Below are 16,886 nucleotides of genomic sequence, written 5' to 3' on the forward strand. Positions count from 1 at the left end.
TGCCAGGCTATCGCCGTGACTTTGCCGCCCGGCCCGGTTGGGGCTCAACACGCGCGTCTGAACGCACAGTTCTTCCAACGCAGCCCGCTGACGTTTCTGGAATACCTGTTCGACACCTTCGGTAGCGTGTCGCAATTTGACCTGGGTGCTGGCCCGATCGTCTTTGTGCACGACGCCAATATGGTGCGAGCGTTGCTTCGATTTCACGAGGCCGACCTGCGTAAGCCCGACTTTTTGCGAGATTCGAATACAGGCTATTGGGGCGACGGCCTGACAACACTGAATGACCCCGAGACTTGGCGGGCTCGACGACAGGTTTTGCTGCCGTTGTTTCGCAGCAGTCTGCGCGCACCTCGACTGGCTTTGGTAGCTGAGCTTGCACATGAAACCATAGCGCGCTGGAAAGGCGGTGAACAGATTGACCTGCCCCACGAGGTTCGGTTGTTGATCAGTCGCCTCGCAATGCGCAGCGTGTTGGATGCCGACGTTCAGGGCTTTGGTTCGGACCACAGGCGCAGTGGACTTGTGACCATACAAGAAGCCTATGGCGAGGATTTCACCGCAACCCTGAGACATGTCACTGGAGCACTGCAGATGACGCGTCCTCGTGCGCCCGCGCGCATGGACAATGTGGTTGCCCTTATCCATGCGCGGTTTGACGAGTTTGTCGATCGCGGTGACATTCTGTCGGCATTGGTTGCGGCCCAGCGCAACGCGCCTGAAACTCTGTCTAGGCAAGATGTTATTGGCGAGATTGTTCAGATGCTGTTTGCCGGGCATCTCACGATTCCATTTGCCTTGACCCAGTTTTGGCGCGATGTCGCCAGCCACAAGTTGCATGAAGGGCTGCATGCCGAGGCGACGGCTTTTGATGAAGAGAAACGCCTGAACGTTGCGACCCTTGGCGCAAGCGATACGGTGGCAATCCTTCGCGAGTCGATGCGCCTGTCGCCCCCTGCGCCTATTCTCTACCGAGAAATCGCCAAAAGCCTTACGCTGCATGACTATCAACTGCCTGAAGGTCTTGGGGTTTGGATCAGCCCGGAATTGCTGCATCGGGATCCTCGTTACTTTGCTCAGCCATCCCAGTTTCAACCCGACCGCTTTGCCGCGGGCCGCGTAAAGCCCAACTCAGCCAAAGCTTATATTCCTTTCGGGGCAGGTCCAAGAGTTTGCGTCGCGGCCGCTCAGTCACTTTTGCAGATGGCCGTTATAATTCAAGTAATTGCGCAACAATACAGCCTTCGCCCGATAGCGGGGACAGAAGGTCAGTTTGAAGTTCTAAGCAGAAACCAAACCTGAATTTAGACATGTAGATGAACCGGTTGTGAACAAGACAACAGAAACCCAACTCGCACCTTGATCGACTCCTTAGCCTGTGAAAAGGTTAACAAAACGCTAAGGCCTAATGCAGTTTAGCAGGAGGCGACCTAAAATAGGGAGGGATGTTCCATGACAGCACCAACAAATGAAGACTGGGGCAAAATGCACGCCAAGGCTTGGAAAGACCCAGAGTTCCGGACGCTGCTAGAGCAGGACCCGACCTCAGCGGTCAAGGCGTATGGCGAAGAGATCGGCAAAACCTTCACTCAGATCGTAAACGTCGGCGACCGGCCAGACGGTGTGCATGACGATGATTTGCATGAGCATAACACCGCAGTCGCTCCGCCAGCGTGCTGCTAAGGGCATGGGCCCCAATGTATGCCAGTGCCATTGCGGCACCGCGGTTTAAATCAAGCCTAGAGGCGATCGTTGTCCCGGAAGAGGGCTTGTACCTTTTCAGCCACAAGGGCCATGTTTGCCTGACCAGCCCAATTTTCTCGGATCTGGCACCATTGCTGGACGGGTCTTTTCTGGTTGACGACATATTTGACCAACTGTGCCGGCGCTATCTCAGTGCCGACATATTCTCAGCGTTGGACATTCTGAAACAGCGCGGCTTTCTAGCTGAAGATACGGCCTCCATCCCCCGCGAGCAGCAAGCCTTCTGGGAATGCGCTGGGGCATTGCCGTCGCAAGCGGCGGAACGTCTAGCAAACGCGACGGTCGATGTAATCTGCGACGATGGAACTGCCGAAGATCTGCGCATGTTGCTTGAAAGGAACGGGCTTTGTGTCGCGGATCGCGGTGAGCTGAGTGTCGTTGTTGCAGACGATTACCTAAACCGGGACTTGGCCGAGTGGAACAAAAAGGCCGTCGCAGAACAAAGACCATGGATATTGGTTAGCCCTGGCGGAATGGAAAGTTGGCTGGGCCCGGCGTTTGTTCCCGGCGAAACCGCATGTCTTGAATGTTTGACGCAGCGCCTTCGGTGGCACCGCAGGGTCGATACCCACATTGGTCGCTTAAATGGCTTGGACAAAGCGCTGCTGGCCCCGCAAGGTAGTCTCGCCGCGTCAAAATTTGCGGCCTTGGCCGAAATCGCGACGGAAGTAGCGCGCTGGATCGGAACGGGCCGACCAGAGATGTTGGCCGACCGAGTGATCAGTACAGATCATCTGTCAATGCAACGAAAGGCCCATGTTCTGACGCGTCGCCCTCAATGCCCAGTATGTGGCGATCCCGCACAGACGCAAACGACACCCGATAGACCAGTTCTGCGATCCCGCCCCAAGCTGCAAGGAACAGATGGCGGGCACAGATCGCGCCGCCCCGCCGATATTCAGGCTGCTCTGGACAGGCATGTCAGTCCGATCACCGGGATTGTCGGCGCGCTGGAACCAGGTATCCGCAGCGGGCCAGACGGCAGCCCCGAGTGGATCACACCGACTTATTCCGCCGATCACAACTTCTCGGATTTGCACGACAGCAAGTTCTTCCTGCGCGAGGGTCTGCGGCGACGGTCTGGCGGCAAGGGGCGCAACCCCGAACAGGCTCGCATCAGCGCGATAGCTGAGTCATTGGAACGGTACTGCGGAGTGTTCGACGGCTCGGAACCTCGGCATCTTGCCCGGTACCGGGACCTAGACACGGCGATCCTGCCAAACGCGTGTCAGGGCTATAGCGCCCAGCAGTTTGCGGATCGGGCCGAGCTTAATCGCAAGACGCACAAGGCCTATTGGGTGCCTGAACCTTTCGACCCTGAGGCACAAATCGAATGGACACCGCTCTGGTCATTGGGAGAAGCGCGCATACGCCATCTGCCGACCTCCATGTGCTATTTTGGCTATCGAGGACCCGGCCCAAGTTTCGGCCGCGCCGACTCTAACGGCTGTGCCGCCGGCGGAACACTGGAAGAAGCTATTCTGCAGGGGCTATTGGAGCTGATCGAACGCGACGCTGTCGCGATCTGGTGGTACAACCGGCTGAACCGGCCAGGCGTCGACCTGGCCGCTGCGCGCGACTCTTACGGTCGTGACCTGTCTGCGCACTATGCCCAACTGCATCGAACCCTCACGGTGATAGACGTTACAAGCGATATCGGCATCCCAACATTCGCAGCGATCTCGGCCCGAACAGACAAACAAGAAGAAGACATCATCTACGGCTTTGGTTGTCACCTCGACCCAGAGGTTGCCCTGTCGCGAGCTTTGACGGAAATAAACCAATCCCTTGAAGCCGTTCCTAAAACGTGTGGCACAACCATGCAGCAAAGCTATCTTGGCAATTCGGATGCAGTAGATTGGTGGCGCACAACGCGGCTGCAAGAGGCGCGCTACCTTGTGCCCGACGAAACGCAGCCCATGCTTGCGCTGGACAGAACGCGCAGCCTCGCAGCTGACGACGTGCTTGTGGATATCCAGACCTGCCTCTCACGTCTGAAAGCAAAGAACATCGACGTTCTGGTACTGGATCAGACCCGACCGGACGTGAATTTCCCGGTTGTGCGGGTCGTTGCACCGGGCTTGCGCCACTTCTGGGCCCGGTTCGGCCCCGGACGGCTTTATGACGTTCCCGTAGAGAAGGGTTGGCTTGCTGAGCGGACGCAAGAGAATGACCTGAACCCGCATGTGATACAGTTTTGACCGCAACCAAATAGGATTTCAGATATGATCAGCCCTACCCCTTTTGACTATGCCCGCCCTTTCGACATTATGATCGGGATGTGGACCGGTCATTCGATCGTCTACGATAACAAGGGTGAATACCTGTACACTGGCCCAAGCATCCTGACCATCGACTGGAAAGAGCCCGGGAAGGTCATGCACTACCGGCAGGAAGACCTTGGGAGCCTTGACCAACTGATCCAGGAACACGAACACGGAAAAGCCCTAGAAGACCTTTTTGTGCTGCGAGAATTTGAACTGCAGGTTGATGGCAAATCGTGCCAATCGATTACTGGCGCGGTCAAGGTCCACGGTGTCGAAAGCTCACCGGGGACGTATCTGTTCCACCTCAATTTTCCGACCGGGGACTACTACAACAACCAGTATTTCCTGAATCCCAACCAACGGCGCATTATTGGACCTTTTGTCCCGCGGGATGAGGAAGGCAAAACCAATGGTTTTCAGTTTGTCGTGTCGCAGACGTTCGAACGCATCTCTTATGATGTCCCCAAGGACGCATTCTGACAGGCATGGTCACGCCAGCAGCCTCTCAGCCCTTTACGCCAGCCAAGGAAAGCGCACATGCGCTGGTCATTGGTGGCGGCATAGCAGGGCTGCTGTGCGCCCATATGCTGAAAGACCGGTTTACGCGCGTCACGGTGCTTGAACGGTCTGAATATGCCCAACCAAACAGCAGCGCCCCAGCGGCCCGCTCAGCCGTGCCGCAAAGCCATTGCCTGCACATGCTTATGGGTGCCGGGGCCCGCGCGTTTGACGATCTGGTGCCCGGTTGGCGCGCGGAATTGATCGCGCTGGGTGCAGTACCATACGATGCGGGCGCGGATGTCGCGATGCGGGTATCTTCGGGATGGCTCCCGCGGGTTGAAACCGGCATAACCCTGTACGGCGCTTCGCGGTGCCTGATTGAAACGGCGCTGACCCGATTACTGAGCCGCGCCGGAAATATACGCATCCGCCAAGGCGATCGCGTCATGGGTCTGACGCTCACGCCAGACGCATCGCGCGTCTCTGGTGTCCGGGTTCAGACGACCACGGGCGTTGTTCAGGTCTTGGACAATGCCGACCTTGTCATCGATGCCAGCGGCGCGGCCTCGCGTCTGCCGCGGTGGCTAGCCCAGCACTTCGGAGACACGTATCGCATCACCCGAACCGAGATCGCGCCCGGTCGGCAATACGTTTCACTTTGGGTTCGCCTGCCTGCGGATAAAGCCCCTGACTGGCACGGGCTTGCGCTGGCCCCTACCCGCCAATCGAGCGGACGTGCGGGAATGATAATGCGTGCTGAAAATGACCTTTGGGGCGTGGTATTGCAAACGCCCGAAACTGAACCTCTGCCCACTGATGGGCCGGGTGTACTGAAGCTGGCGGCTGGTTTGTCCGACCCCACCTTGAGTGACATATTGGAACACGCCGAAACAGTCGCGCCGCCGCATTTGTTTGGACGCACGGCAAACCGTCGACGTCGGTATGAGGACTATCCCTCGTGGCCCAAAAACCTGTTTGCTCTTGGCGATAGTGTTTGCGCGCTGGATCCCTATGCCGGGCTAGGAATGACTGCGGCCGCGCGGGGGGTCCAACTGCTTTCGCGATGGTTGGATCAGCCAGAACCACACGCGCGGTCTTTCCAGTCTCAATTGGCCCGGCACAATGAATGGCCGTGGCGCATTGCCACCGGAACATGGACAGACCCTGAAGCAAATACCAACCTGACACCTCAGGTCGAAAGTCTTGTTCAAGCCGCGCCATTTGACCCAGCGTTGGCCATAGTTTTGCTGGAGATTCAGCATATGCTACGCGCACCCGAATCCTTTTTGAACGAGGCCGTAGCATGAAAGTTGCTGTATTGGGCGGAGGCACCGCCGGATTCATCGCTGCGGCCCATATGACCCGCTATTTCCCAAAGGCGCAACTTTGGCATATCTACGATTCCCGCATTCCGACGATCGGCGTTGGTGAGGGAACCACACCGCGGTTCCCGTTGTGGCTAAACGAAGTCACCGGCATCGGCCCGGATGAGATCGCGGAACGGTGCGGCGCGACAGTCAAATCGGGGTCCTATTATGAAGGCTGGGGATCGCGGGACATGGATTTCGTGAACCGATTCCAGCCACCGCGCCTGTTCGGATACCACTTTGACGCCGGTCGCGTGACTGGCATTATCCGAGACCATGTGCGCGCGACCCAGATGGATGCGAGGGTGGTTTCGTTGGACAGCTTGCCCGGCGGCGTGAACATTGGTTTTGAGGATGGCAGCCATCTGCACTGCGACTATGTTCTGGACGCGCGCGGTTTTCCTCCGGGGGCGTGGGATCAAGCACCGGCAGACCCTGACATCATCCGAATGGATTGGATCCCGACAGGCCGCGCGATGGTGCGCCGCCTTCCGCCCAGCCAGGACACCAGCATGTCCCGCATCGTTGCCCGGCCACACGGGTGGATCTTCCAGATACCGCTCAGGGAATGGACATCGTGCGGATATGTTTTCAATCCCTCGCTAAACAGCGATGAGGACGTATTGGCGGATTTCGACAGCTTCCTCAAAGAAGAAGGTGCGGAACTGGCCGAGATTCGCGTTCGGGTCAGTTTTCCGAATTTCATGCGGCGCACGTGGTTTGATGGGCGCGTCTTTACTATCGGCAACGCGGCCTCGTTCGTTGAACCGCTTGAGGCCACCGCCATTGGCGCAACGATCATGCAGGTCCGTATTGCGCAGCGCTGGATGACGGACCATCACCCCCAAAGCACAACAGATATCCAAGCCGTCGATCATGCCAACAGAACAATGCGGGCTTATGTCTTGCGCAACTCGTTGTTTATCGCCTGGCACTATGTGCGTGGTTCACGCTGGAACAGCCCGTTCTGGGATTTGGCTGCGCGCAGTCTTGAGTACGCTGGAAAACACGCGTACCTGAGGGGGCATATCGGTGCCATGAGTGATTTTCTGGATGTCGGACGCGACTTACCGGGCACGGAAATCGGCGCTTGCACGAAACAGGATATTTGGGAGCAGGACATCTTGCCCAAGCTGACTAAATTCATCCCGTTCGGAAACTTCTCGGAACTAAATTTTGCACAAGTTGGCCATGGTATAGGCTATTATAACGCAAACAATACGTCGGCGGGTAACGGCACACATGTCTAATATCAATATGTCCTTCGTCCCGGGCTTCCAATTGTCCGAACGTCTCTATGAAGGCACCAACTCCTTTGTGTTTCGCGCAACACGGGACTCGGACGGGGAACATGTGGTCATCAAGATCCTCAAGAACGACTTCCCCAGCGCCAGCCGACTTGCGCGATACCGCAGCGAGTTTGAGATTACCAACAGCCTGAACCTGCCGGGCGTGATCCGTGCTCTTCAACTCAATCGTCACGACAAATCGCTGATGATGGTGCTGGAAGACTTCGATGGCATTTCAGTCGGTGAACTGCTCTCCAGCCGGGCGCTGTCACATGATGAATTCCTTGAGACCGCCCTGCAGATCACCCGCGCCATAGAGGGCATCCACCAAGCCAACGTCATTCACAAGGATATCTCGCCTCAGAACGTATTGATCAATCCCGGCACGGGAGAGGTCAAACTGATCGACTTTGGGATTGCGACGCAGTTTTCGACCGAACATCCTGTTCTGAAAAGCCCCGAAGTTCTGGAGGGTACGCTTCCCTATATCTCGCCGGAACAGACCGGACGCATGAACCGGACCCTTGATCATCGCACCGACTTTTATTCCATGGGTGCGACTTTCTACGAAATGCTGACCGGCGTGCCCCCGTTTGAGGCCGAAGACAAGCTGGAACTGGTGCATTGCCACGTAGCGCGTGAACCGGTTCCGGCGCATCGCCGCAATCCAGATGTATCGCTGCCCCTGTCGAAGATTGTCGGGCGTATGATGGCCAAAAAGGCTGAAGACCGATACCAGAGCGCCGCAGGAATTATTGCCGATCTCGAAGCCGTTCGCCTTGGCGTGAATCTGGACCGGTTTGAACCGGGACGTCGGGACCAGACAGAACGCTTCACTGTGCCCCAGCGGCTATACGGTCGCGACCGCGAAGTGCGCACCTTGCTAGAGGCCTTTGAACGCGTTCGGCAGGGCCCGGCTGAAATGATGCTGGTTTCAGGGTATTCAGGCGTTGGTAAAACCGCGCTGGTCAACGAAGTCCACAAACCGATCACCCGTGAACGCGGCTATTTCATCAAAGGCAAATTTGAACAGTTCAAGAAGAACGACCCGTATTCGGGGCTGACAGTCGCGCTGAAAGACCTCGTGCGGCAGCTCTTGACCGAAAGCCAGACACGCCACGCGACCTGGAACAAAGAACTGAACGAAGCCCTGGCGCCCAACGCCTCGGTTCTGTTGGACGTTGTACCCGAACTTGAACTGATCATCGGCCCGCAGCCGGAAGCTCCGGAACTGGACGCCGCCGAGTCGATGAACCGTTTCAATCAAACAGTTCGGCGGTTCTTGCGTGCTTTGTGTGCACATGACCGGGTTGTGGTGCTTTTCCTGGACGACCTGCAATGGGCCGACAGCGCAACGCTTGGCCTGTTGTCCGTGATTTTGACCGATGAAGAAATCGGGCGCCTTCTGCTGATCGGAGCGTACCGCAGCAACGAAGTGGACGCGATGCATCCGATGACCCGTGCTCTGGATGCTGTAAAAGAAGCCGGGGGACGTCTGTCCAGCCTGTCCCTTGCCCCATTGGGTATGTCGGATATCGCCAGCCTGATTGCAGATACGCTACACGCCGACGCATCACGACTGATCGACCTAGCGCAACTTGTGGTACAAAAAACGCAGGGTAATCCTCTATTCGTGCGTCAGTTCCTTACGGATCTGCACCATGAAAAACTGATCACCCAGCAATCCGAGTCAAACGGTGAACCCGCGAAATGGGTTTGGGACATCCAGGCGATCCGCGCTGCCAAAATAACCGACAACGTGGTTGATCTGTTGCTTGAAAAACTGCGGCGCCTTCAACAGGATACGCAGAACGTACTGCAAATTGCGGCCTGTATTGGCAACCGTTTCGATATTGAAACACTGGCACTGATCCTCAAGATCGAACCTCAACAAGCATTTGAATGTCTGTTGCCCGCAATTAGGGAAGAGATGATTCAGCCATTGTCCGATCTTGTGGTGACGGAAATGGACAACGCGCTGTCGCCGCTTGTCGTGCGGGATTTCGCATTTCAGCACGACAGAGTTCAACAGGCGGCGTACGGCCTAATCGAAACAGACGGCCACAGCAGCGTGCACCTTGCAATCGGACGCCAACTGAGAGCCCGGCTTGCGGAAGATGAAATAAACGACCGTATCTTCGAGGTGGTCGATCAGTTGAATATCGGCCGGGACGATATGGAGGACCGAGCAGAACAGCTTGATCTTGCCCATCTTGACCTGATAGCCGCCCGCAAGGCCTTTGACTCGGCCGCGTACGGTGCCGCGCTGTCTTTCGTGAACACCGCCTCAGAGCTTTTGGGGTCGGACGGCTGGAACCAGAATTACGAGCTGATGTTCGAGGCCCAAAACCTGTCAGCATCTCTGGAATATCTAACTGGTAATTTCGAACGTTGCACCGAAATCGTTAACGCAACCCTTGAACATGCGCGCACCGACCTAGAGAAAGCCGAGATCTACTTTACACGGATCGCCCAGCACACCCTTTTGATGGAGTTCGACGAAGCCATCAACGCAGGGATAAAAGCGCTGGAGCTTGTCGGGGTTCAGATGAGCCTCGAGAACCTCGAAGAGGCTGGGCAAAACGCTATCGGTCAGGCAGCCGGTATGCTGGGTGAGGGCAACCCTGCGGATCTTTTCGGAAACCCGGACGTGGACAGCCCAGAAATCGCGCTGGCCCAACGTTGTTTGCGGCATTTGACCATTGCGGCCTTCCTGAACAGGCAGGAACTTTTCCCACAGATCGTCGGCACCTCTGTTCAACTGTCGCTCAAGCATGGCAACGCACCGGAATCCGCGTTGTTCTTTGCCAATTTTGGCCTGATCATCGGTGCATTCATGGGCAAGTACCGCGAAGGTCTGGCCTTTGGGGAATTGGCCCTGCGGTTGTGTGACAAGTTCGGAGCGCGCGCGCCGACTGCAACCGTTTGCCTGGTCACAGGTGTCGAGTTGATCCCGTGGGTCCAACATGTTCGCAATGCGATTCCGGTGATCGAACGAGGCTATCGCGAGGGAATGAACTCGGGCGATATCTTGTGGGCTGGATATCTGGTCATGTATCGGGTCGTGATAGACAGTTTTGCCGGCAAACCGCTGGACCAGGTTCTGGATGCGATGCCGGCGCAACTGGACGCTCTGCACAAAGCCCAGAACCATGGGGCAGCCGCAGGTATCAACGCCTATCGTCTGGGGCTTTCGACCCTGGCCGGGCGAACGCAATCCAGTGCCGATTTCTCCACTGACGACCTGGACGAAGCCGCGTTTCTGTCAGCGTGCGAGCAGAACCAGATGTCCATGGCCATCTGTTTCTATCGGATTTTGAAAGCGCAGGCTCTGTATGTCTTTGGACGCCCACATGACGCATTGCTCGAGACAAAACTCGTTGAGCCCCTTCTGAGCTTTGTGATCAACCATCCTTGTCTTGCCGATCACCTGCTTTATCAGTCCCTGTCCATTGCGGCTATTCTGCAGCACGGTGACCCCGACCCGGATCTCAGAGCCCAGCTTGATGCAAATCTTGAAAGGCTGGGCCAATGGGCGGAGTCCGGCCCAGATAACTTTGAAGCCAAACGCCTAATGGTCGCTGCTGAAGTCGCACGTCTGGATGGCAAAGATGTCGAAGTCCTCGATCTGTTTGACGGGGCTATTGAGGCGGCTCAAAAAGGTCGGTTCCTTCAGGACGAAGCGTTGGCCTGCGAACTGGCCGCGCGGTACATCATGACCCCACGACCGAATGCCCGGATCGGGATGATGTATCTGCGGGATGCACGACATGCCTACCGCCTTTGGGGGGCTCAACGCAAAGTCGAAGAGCTTGAGCTGGAGTTCCCGCAACTGCTTGCCGAACATCGCGAGCGTCGCGCCACCAGCCAGCCTGTGACAGAAAGCATTTCTGCGAGTACGCAAGTCGCGACCAATCACTTGCTTGGGCAAGATCTTGACCTGAACACCTTACTTAAGGCCGCGCAAACCATTTCAGCCGAAGTGGTTGTGGGGCGCCTATTGGATCGGCTGCTTGGAATTTTGATCGAGAACGCCGGTGCGCAGCGCGGCGTTCTATTACTGGCGCGCGGGGACGATCTGGTGATCGAAACCGAGGTTAGCGTCATATCCGACGGAACTGGCGTTCAGGAACCCGTTCGGCTCGACTCGGCTGAAGGCGCACGTTTGGTCCCGGCCAGCGTGATCAACTATACGGCGCGTACGCATGATGTTGTCCTTGTGGACGACGCTCAGATTGATGAGCGGTTCATGGTGGACGCCTATGTCCAGGAAAACGAAACACGTTCGGTTCTGTGTCAGCCGATCCTGCACCAGAACGAACTGATCGGCCTTGTATTTCTGGAAAACAATCTGGTCAGTGCAGCGTTTAAACCTGAACGCGCTCATTTGCTTTCACTGCTTTCGGGTCAGATTGCGGTATCTATGCGCAATGCCGAGATCGTTGAACATCTCGAAGACAAAGTCCGCGAGCGCACCGAACAACTTGAGGTTCACGCCAAGTTCCTAGAACAGACCTTTGGCCAGTTTCTGGCCAGCGAAGTCGTCGATCAACTGTTGAAATCTGCGGACGGGATCGACTTTAGCGGTAAGAAGACGACGGTCACGGTGTTGATGTCAGACCTGCGGGGTTTCTCGACCTTGTCCGACACACTGCCGCCAGAAAACATCGTGGCTATGCTGAACAGCTATCTCAGTGAGATGACAAACGTCATTCAGAAATACAACGGCACGATTGATGCCTTTATCGGTGATGCAATCCTTGTGGTGTTTGGCGCCCCCCTGCAAAGACCCGACGACACTGAACGCGCCCTGGCCTGTGCTTTGGAAATGCAGCAGCGGATGGTGCGGGTGAACGAGTGGAACACCGCGAATGGTTTCCCTGAAATCGAGATGGGAATCGGGGTGAACACAGGTGAAGTTGTGGTCGGAAACATCGGCTCGGACAAGCGCGCAAAATACAGTGTTGTCGGTAGCACGACCAATCTGGCGGCGCGGATCGAAAGCTATACTGTCGGTGGGCAAATTCTGATTGCAGATGAGACACTCAAGTCGTCAAGAGCGCCCCTGGAACTTGGCAGCAAGCGCACAGTCGAACCCAAGGGTGCTGGCAAGCCGCTGGTGCTGCACGAACTTTTTGGCGTGGGTGGAACTTATGACATCAGCCTGTCCGCTCAACCGGTCGAATTGGTCGAGATAAATCCACCTCTACCCGTTCACTTTAGGACCGTCGTTGGCAAGCAAGTCGTTGGCGACGCCCAAGAGGGCAAGCTTTTTAAACTTTCCCCGTCGGAAGCCTGTATTATGACGACAGAGGCACCCAGCCCCCTTACGGATCTGCAAATTCAAATCACGCAAGCAAACGGTTCTACCGAACCCCTGACGGTGTTTGCGAAAGTACTGGATCAAAACGATCAGGACGGATGCTTTACCGTTCGCTTTACAGCCGTACCCCCTGACGTTCGAGCGTCGCTTCAGAAGTTCGCTTAGGAGATCTAAACCACAACGCTTCGCTTTCAATTGTGTTGGCGCGACAAAACAAGTCGTCACTGGCAAAGGACTCGTTGAGTTTCCACCCAGACGAATGCGAGGCATTGTTTTGTGTGTGATCCAGCCCCCGTTTCACCGGACAACTAAGCGGTATTGGTTTTGGCTCTTGTGAACTTGCGCGGCGGTTTCCATTGCAGGTCGCTGTGCGGGTGGTTTCCGCTTTGATCTTGGGATCCAATTTCCCATCAATTAGAGTACTTTTGAAGCACCGGGGCCTACTCATCACTAAGGGGGTCAAAATTGGATGCCGATACGGGGTCAGTTTTGAATGCCGATTGACAGGAAGCCATCGACAAGCCGTTCGAGACCATATCCAACATCCAGTGAGGTAAAACTGCGCCCAACTATTCCACGCTCCAAGATATCACCAAAGCGCTAGGACTGCCCGTGCGGAAGTTCTTCGAGCTCGAAGATGTGGATGTATCAGTTGCTCGCCATAAACTGCTTGTGAAGTTGAACATCGTGATCTCACAGATGGATGATCGACAGCTCAATTTGCTGCTGAAGTTGGGGAAGGTTCAGCACGAAGACAAGAATTGATCGCTTTGGACGTAGGCCGTTAAGCTTCGGATGCCTCGATCTCTCCAGCAAACTTTCCTGGATACGGCACTGTGAATGAATCCCAGATATCAGCTTTTTTGCGTTGCTCTTTCATTTGAGCCATCACAAGCGTGGAGCCATTGCTTCTGAGATTTATCAAACCGTAGTGGGTACCAGAACTTGAAACTGCTCGTGCCAATTCGGTTGAGAACAGCAGAGGATGCGAGCCCCTTGTATGTCTTGCCACAGCCCCCACAGCATCGGCCATCGGATGGTCAAACGACTTATTGTCCCCCGATGAGAAAACGTTGGCTCGCGGCTTCACCTTTTTCAGGAATTCGACGTGGAAATCTGATGAACCGTGATGGCAGGCTTTGGCAACATCGACGCGAAACGGATTTTCGTTTCCATAGTGCTCCATGAGGTGTTGCTGCGCTGGTATGTTGAGGTCTCCACCCAGCAGGATTGTGTGATCTCCAAATTTCAACTTCAAAACAATCGAGTGGCCATTTCTAGTATGAGAAGAACTCATCGTTGGATTAGGCTTCGCGATGTCATGTGCATCTGGGAAAGCCACATATTCAACTTTGCCCGATGTTTTCGTTGGTACTGGCCCTAGGACCGAAACCGAGAGCCTGTCTTCACCTTCGTCAGAATACCCTGGAAGGGTCTCGTCGCGAACAGTGATGCGATTGGCTCTTCCCAGTCTTCCATCTTCCTTTGCGTCTAACGCAGCTTTCCAGAAGCTTCGAAAAGCAGGAGCGAGATGACCTTGAGAAATGAGGTTTTCGGCCTGTGTCAAACTGTCAAAGGTCTCGGTCAACACCTTCCTTGTCTTGCCACCAACAGATTTGGCGACGAGTTTACCCAAATCGAATTCTGTTCCGGAGGGCAAATTGTCGTCGTCATAGCGGATTATGCCATTGTGGTAGATGTTCTCGACTTCAAAACGACGATCTTTGAGAAGTGATTTGAAGCCGTTGTAGTGATCATAATCTGAGTGGCTAACGACCGATTTCAGGTCCGTTTGCGCCTAGTTTACGTGTTTTCATTTTCTTCCTTCGACAAGCCACAACGGCAGCTGACCATGAACCAAACGGCGATCCAAATAGCAACGCGCTGGCATTCTAGTTTTTTAGTTAATAGCCTAACACCGAAGTTCGTTAATATGCTACGTAGGCGTCCGGCTGCTCTGTCCGCATAGCGGTCCCTTAGTCAGATCGTAGCGAAAGACCGCACCGAGCCCTGAGCAGCCGTTGCCACGAGAACCGGATGCTGCAAGGGCATTCGACAGCTCCGAGACCAATCCGCTCACAAACGTATCGCTGCGACTGTTATCAAATCGTTATTAGAACCAGTATTGTGAGGGCCCACAAACTGTTTCTAAAAAGCTAGTTAATTCGCCGCATTTACGCCCGAATATTTACCCAATTTTTGCCCGAATTCACGACTATGTTAGGCTCCCATCCCTCTTTTAGGAGGAACGAATATGACGATCTTTAAAACGTTTATCGTTTCAACGTTCGCGCTTTCACTGCTTACGTTGACCCCCAGCGTAGCGGACGCGTGTAACCCCAAAAGTCCGCGGTGCAACCCGACACCAGATCCTGAGCCGGAACCCGAACCAGAAATCGGTCTACAATATTATCGGTGGATGCATCCTGAGGTGGATTGGGCATTCTCGAACAATATTACCGGCGTTGGTTCGCACTTGGTAATTTTGGACAACTTTTCAAGCAATGCTTTCTCAGGAAATCTAGTCGGACAGACACAGACATTGACCCATGGAGAGTGGACTTCCCTTCAGTCACGCTTGGTCGCTCCCGGCGCGTCGTACAGGAACGTCGACCAACCGACATCGGTCAGAGGTCGAGACAGGACCGGCGTAATCAGCAATCATTATGCTTCCGGCGCGGCTGTTCAGGTTGTCAACATGAGTTTTGGCCTATTTGATCCGGAAGGAACCGTTGTCGACGCAGACTACTCCTTTGGCAATACTCTTTGGGACTCTTTGGCTGACGAGGCCTGGAATGGAGGGAATGATATATTTGTCAAAGCCGCCGGGAACACGAACGGCCAGCACGTCGACACGGGCACGATTGAATTGGGTTTAATTCCAGCTAACTATGTGGATACTCTAAATATCTCGCTTATCGGGGCGCCGAATGCGCTGTTCGTTGGGGCTCTAGATTGGGCTCCTACGAACTACGAAGCCGGCGACGCTTATAACGAAAATGGTAATCTCGTCGAAGCGAACCTAGAGTTGGCTCCTACAACCATTGCCGACTACTCTACAATCGCCGGTAGCAATACGATGGTTCAGGACATGTTCCTGGTCGCTCGCGTAAACAGCGCAGAGATGGGCTTCGCAGGTACTTCTTTTGCGGCGCCTTATGTTTCCGGTATCGCCGCAATGGTTGGTGGTAAGCACCAGAACTATCTGTCTAATCAAAGCAATGCCGGTGAACTTGTCGTCGACCGCCTGTTGCAAACGGCAAGGACGGATACAATCAGCAATTTTAGTGACTCGTGCACTCTGTCAGTAGATAATGCGTGCAAGCGCAGCTCCGTGTACGGCGTTGGAGAAGTCTCCTTGCGCAGGGCGGTCTCACCGGATTTCGTCCCGGATTGAAGAGTATTCTTCAGTTTATGGCGGCTGGGGTAATACCCAGCCGTTTTATTTAGAATCTGAGCTGATAGCGCAGGGATAAAGTAAACTGATCTTCCGGGGCACGATCCTCAAGGTATTCAAGTGTTTCAGAAGGCGCCATGAGGCTGTCTGCCATCCGACAATTGACAGTTTGTATGCCGCCAACGGCGCCGTAATTTGCCGTACAGGACTTCTCACTAAAGTAACCCCAAAGGCGTGTGGTGACCGAAAGCGACAACCATTCATTGTCGCGTAGTGGCTCTATGTACAAGAATCCAACTTGGAGGCTTGGGTCAATTCGGTACTTGTCGCCACTTTCGCCTGTGCCAAAACCCCAAATAATTCCAAAGTCGGAAGTGATCGGCGAGAGCATTGTGAAACGCAGATCTGGTATAGGTATGTCGCTTCTGTAGTAGCGATCAAACGAATACCTCGATCCGTTCGACAGCCCACCGGATCCATTCTGCATGCTTCGAGCGATAGATGAAAGACCACCTACTTCAATATTGACCAGCTGCATTTCCTCAAAAAACGTCTGCGCCGCCAATTGCTCAGCGGACCACGAAAGTCCGCTTAAGCACGTCAGCCAAAGGCCGGCGCACTTACCAAGGTGAGTACGGCGCAGCCTGTTTGCCATTTCCAAGTAACCTTAAGTCGGTGCAAAAACCTTTTTAAAAGTAGAATCGAACAAAATTTTGTCGATTTCTGGGAGAATCAGGAAACCACAAGGTTAAAATGGAAGAAACATCCGAAACTCGAGCGCCGTCTTCATTCGTCATTTTGGAAGTGCTCGATCAATAATAAGAGTTCTTCTCGGTTTCGTTGCGCATGTTGTAAGTCAACTTTCAACGACGGCTGCTTTGTCCGCAGAGCAGACGTTGAATGAATTCTGCTGAACGGCCGCATCGAGCCCAAAGCGGTCAAGTGTGGTAGCAAATTGCGAGCACCATTTTGATTGGG

At 54.8% G+C, this 16,886-nt stretch carries 10 protein-coding genes; 8 read left to right on the forward strand and 2 right to left on the reverse strand.

The annotated features are described in order from the left end of the window. The first annotated feature begins 15 nt into the window (after nucleotides 1-15). The 7 genes from AC2TAD_RS13090 (at nucleotide 16) to AC2TAD_RS13120 (ending at nucleotide 12,676) form a co-directional block, all read left to right on the forward strand. Nucleotides 16-1,302 (forward strand): cytochrome P450, encoded by a 1,287-nt coding sequence (locus AC2TAD_RS13090; RefSeq protein ID WP_480868156.1) that lies wholly within the window; start codon nucleotides 16-18, stop codon nucleotides 1,300-1,302. A gap of 150 nt (nucleotides 1,303-1,452) precedes the next feature. Further along, on the forward strand, nucleotides 1,453-1,683 hold the full coding sequence (locus tag AC2TAD_RS13095) for a hypothetical protein (protein ID WP_170754847.1): 231 nt from the start codon (nucleotides 1,453-1,455) through the stop codon (nucleotides 1,681-1,683). A 14-nt stretch (nucleotides 1,684-1,697) separates the two neighbouring features. Next, nucleotides 1,698-3,965 (forward strand): TOMM precursor leader peptide-binding protein, encoded by a 2,268-nt coding sequence (locus AC2TAD_RS13100; protein WP_480868158.1) that lies wholly within the window; start codon nucleotides 1,698-1,700, stop codon nucleotides 3,963-3,965. A 24-nt stretch (nucleotides 3,966-3,989) separates the two neighbouring features. After that, on the forward strand, nucleotides 3,990-4,511 hold the full coding sequence (locus AC2TAD_RS13105; protein WP_170356624.1) for a hypothetical protein: 522 nt from the start codon (nucleotides 3,990-3,992) through the stop codon (nucleotides 4,509-4,511). Nucleotides 4,512-4,516: 5 nt separating this feature from the next. Then, on the forward strand, nucleotides 4,517-5,839 hold the full coding sequence (locus tag AC2TAD_RS13110; protein WP_480868160.1) for an FAD-dependent oxidoreductase: 1,323 nt from the start codon (nucleotides 4,517-4,519) through the stop codon (nucleotides 5,837-5,839). Continuing rightward, complete coding sequence (locus tag AC2TAD_RS13115) at nucleotides 5,836-7,149, forward strand: tryptophan 7-halogenase (protein ID WP_480868161.1); 1,314 nt, start codon at nucleotides 5,836-5,838, stop codon at nucleotides 7,147-7,149. Before AC2TAD_RS13110 ends, AC2TAD_RS13115 begins: the two co-directional genes overlap by 4 nt. Beyond that, a complete protein-coding gene (locus AC2TAD_RS13120) occupies nucleotides 7,142-12,676 on the forward strand; it encodes a protein kinase domain-containing protein (protein WP_480868163.1) in 5,535 nt (1,844 codons plus the stop codon). The genes AC2TAD_RS13115 and AC2TAD_RS13120 overlap by 8 nt, the downstream gene beginning before the upstream one ends. 619 nt (nucleotides 12,677-13,295) lie before the next feature. Here AC2TAD_RS13120 and AC2TAD_RS13125 read toward each other — a convergent pair. Further along, on the reverse strand, nucleotides 13,296-14,147 hold the full coding sequence (locus AC2TAD_RS13125; protein WP_480868165.1) for a ComEC/Rec2 family competence protein: 852 nt from the start codon (nucleotides 14,145-14,147) through the stop codon (nucleotides 13,296-13,298). A gap of 618 nt (nucleotides 14,148-14,765) precedes the next feature. Here AC2TAD_RS13125 and AC2TAD_RS13130 point away from each other — a divergent pair. Then, nucleotides 14,766-15,908 carry a S8 family serine peptidase gene (locus AC2TAD_RS13130; RefSeq protein ID WP_480868167.1) on the forward strand — a complete coding sequence of 381 codons (1,143 nt, stop codon included), beginning with the start codon at nucleotides 14,766-14,768 and terminating at the stop codon, nucleotides 15,906-15,908. A gap of 49 nt (nucleotides 15,909-15,957) precedes the next feature. Here the strand turns inward: AC2TAD_RS13130 and AC2TAD_RS13135 are convergent, their stop codons facing one another. After that, entirely contained in the window at nucleotides 15,958-16,563 is a 606-nt protein-coding gene (locus AC2TAD_RS13135; RefSeq protein ID WP_480868169.1) for a hypothetical protein, read from the reverse strand. Between the last annotated feature and the right edge of the window lie 323 nt (nucleotides 16,564-16,886).

It is taken from the genome of Ruegeria sp. HKCCD7628, from assembly GCF_057221005.1.

Excerpts from the sequence above, each read along its gene's own strand:
- AC2TAD_RS13095 (WP_170754847.1), top strand. The coding sequence starts at position 1,453 with ATGACAGCACCAACAAATGAAGACTGGGGCAAAATGCACGCCAAGGCT.
- AC2TAD_RS13100 (WP_480868158.1), top strand. The coding sequence starts at position 1,698 with ATGTATGCCAGTGCCATTGCGGCACCGCGGTTTAAATCAAGCCTAGAG.
- AC2TAD_RS13105 (WP_170356624.1), top strand. The coding sequence starts at position 3,990 with ATGATCAGCCCTACCCCTTTTGACTATGCCCGCCCTTTCGACATTATG.
- AC2TAD_RS13110 (WP_480868160.1), top strand. The coding sequence starts at position 4,517 with ATGGTCACGCCAGCAGCCTCTCAGCCCTTTACGCCAGCCAAGGAAAGC.
- AC2TAD_RS13115 (WP_480868161.1), top strand. The coding sequence starts at position 5,836 with ATGAAAGTTGCTGTATTGGGCGGAGGCACCGCCGGATTCATCGCTGCG.
- AC2TAD_RS13120 (WP_480868163.1), top strand. The coding sequence starts at position 7,142 with ATGTCTAATATCAATATGTCCTTCGTCCCGGGCTTCCAATTGTCCGAA.
- AC2TAD_RS13130 (WP_480868167.1), top strand. The coding sequence starts at position 14,766 with ATGACGATCTTTAAAACGTTTATCGTTTCAACGTTCGCGCTTTCACTG.
- AC2TAD_RS13135 (WP_480868169.1), bottom strand. The coding sequence starts at position 16,563 with ATGGCAAACAGGCTGCGCCGTACTCACCTTGGTAAGTGCGCCGGCCTT.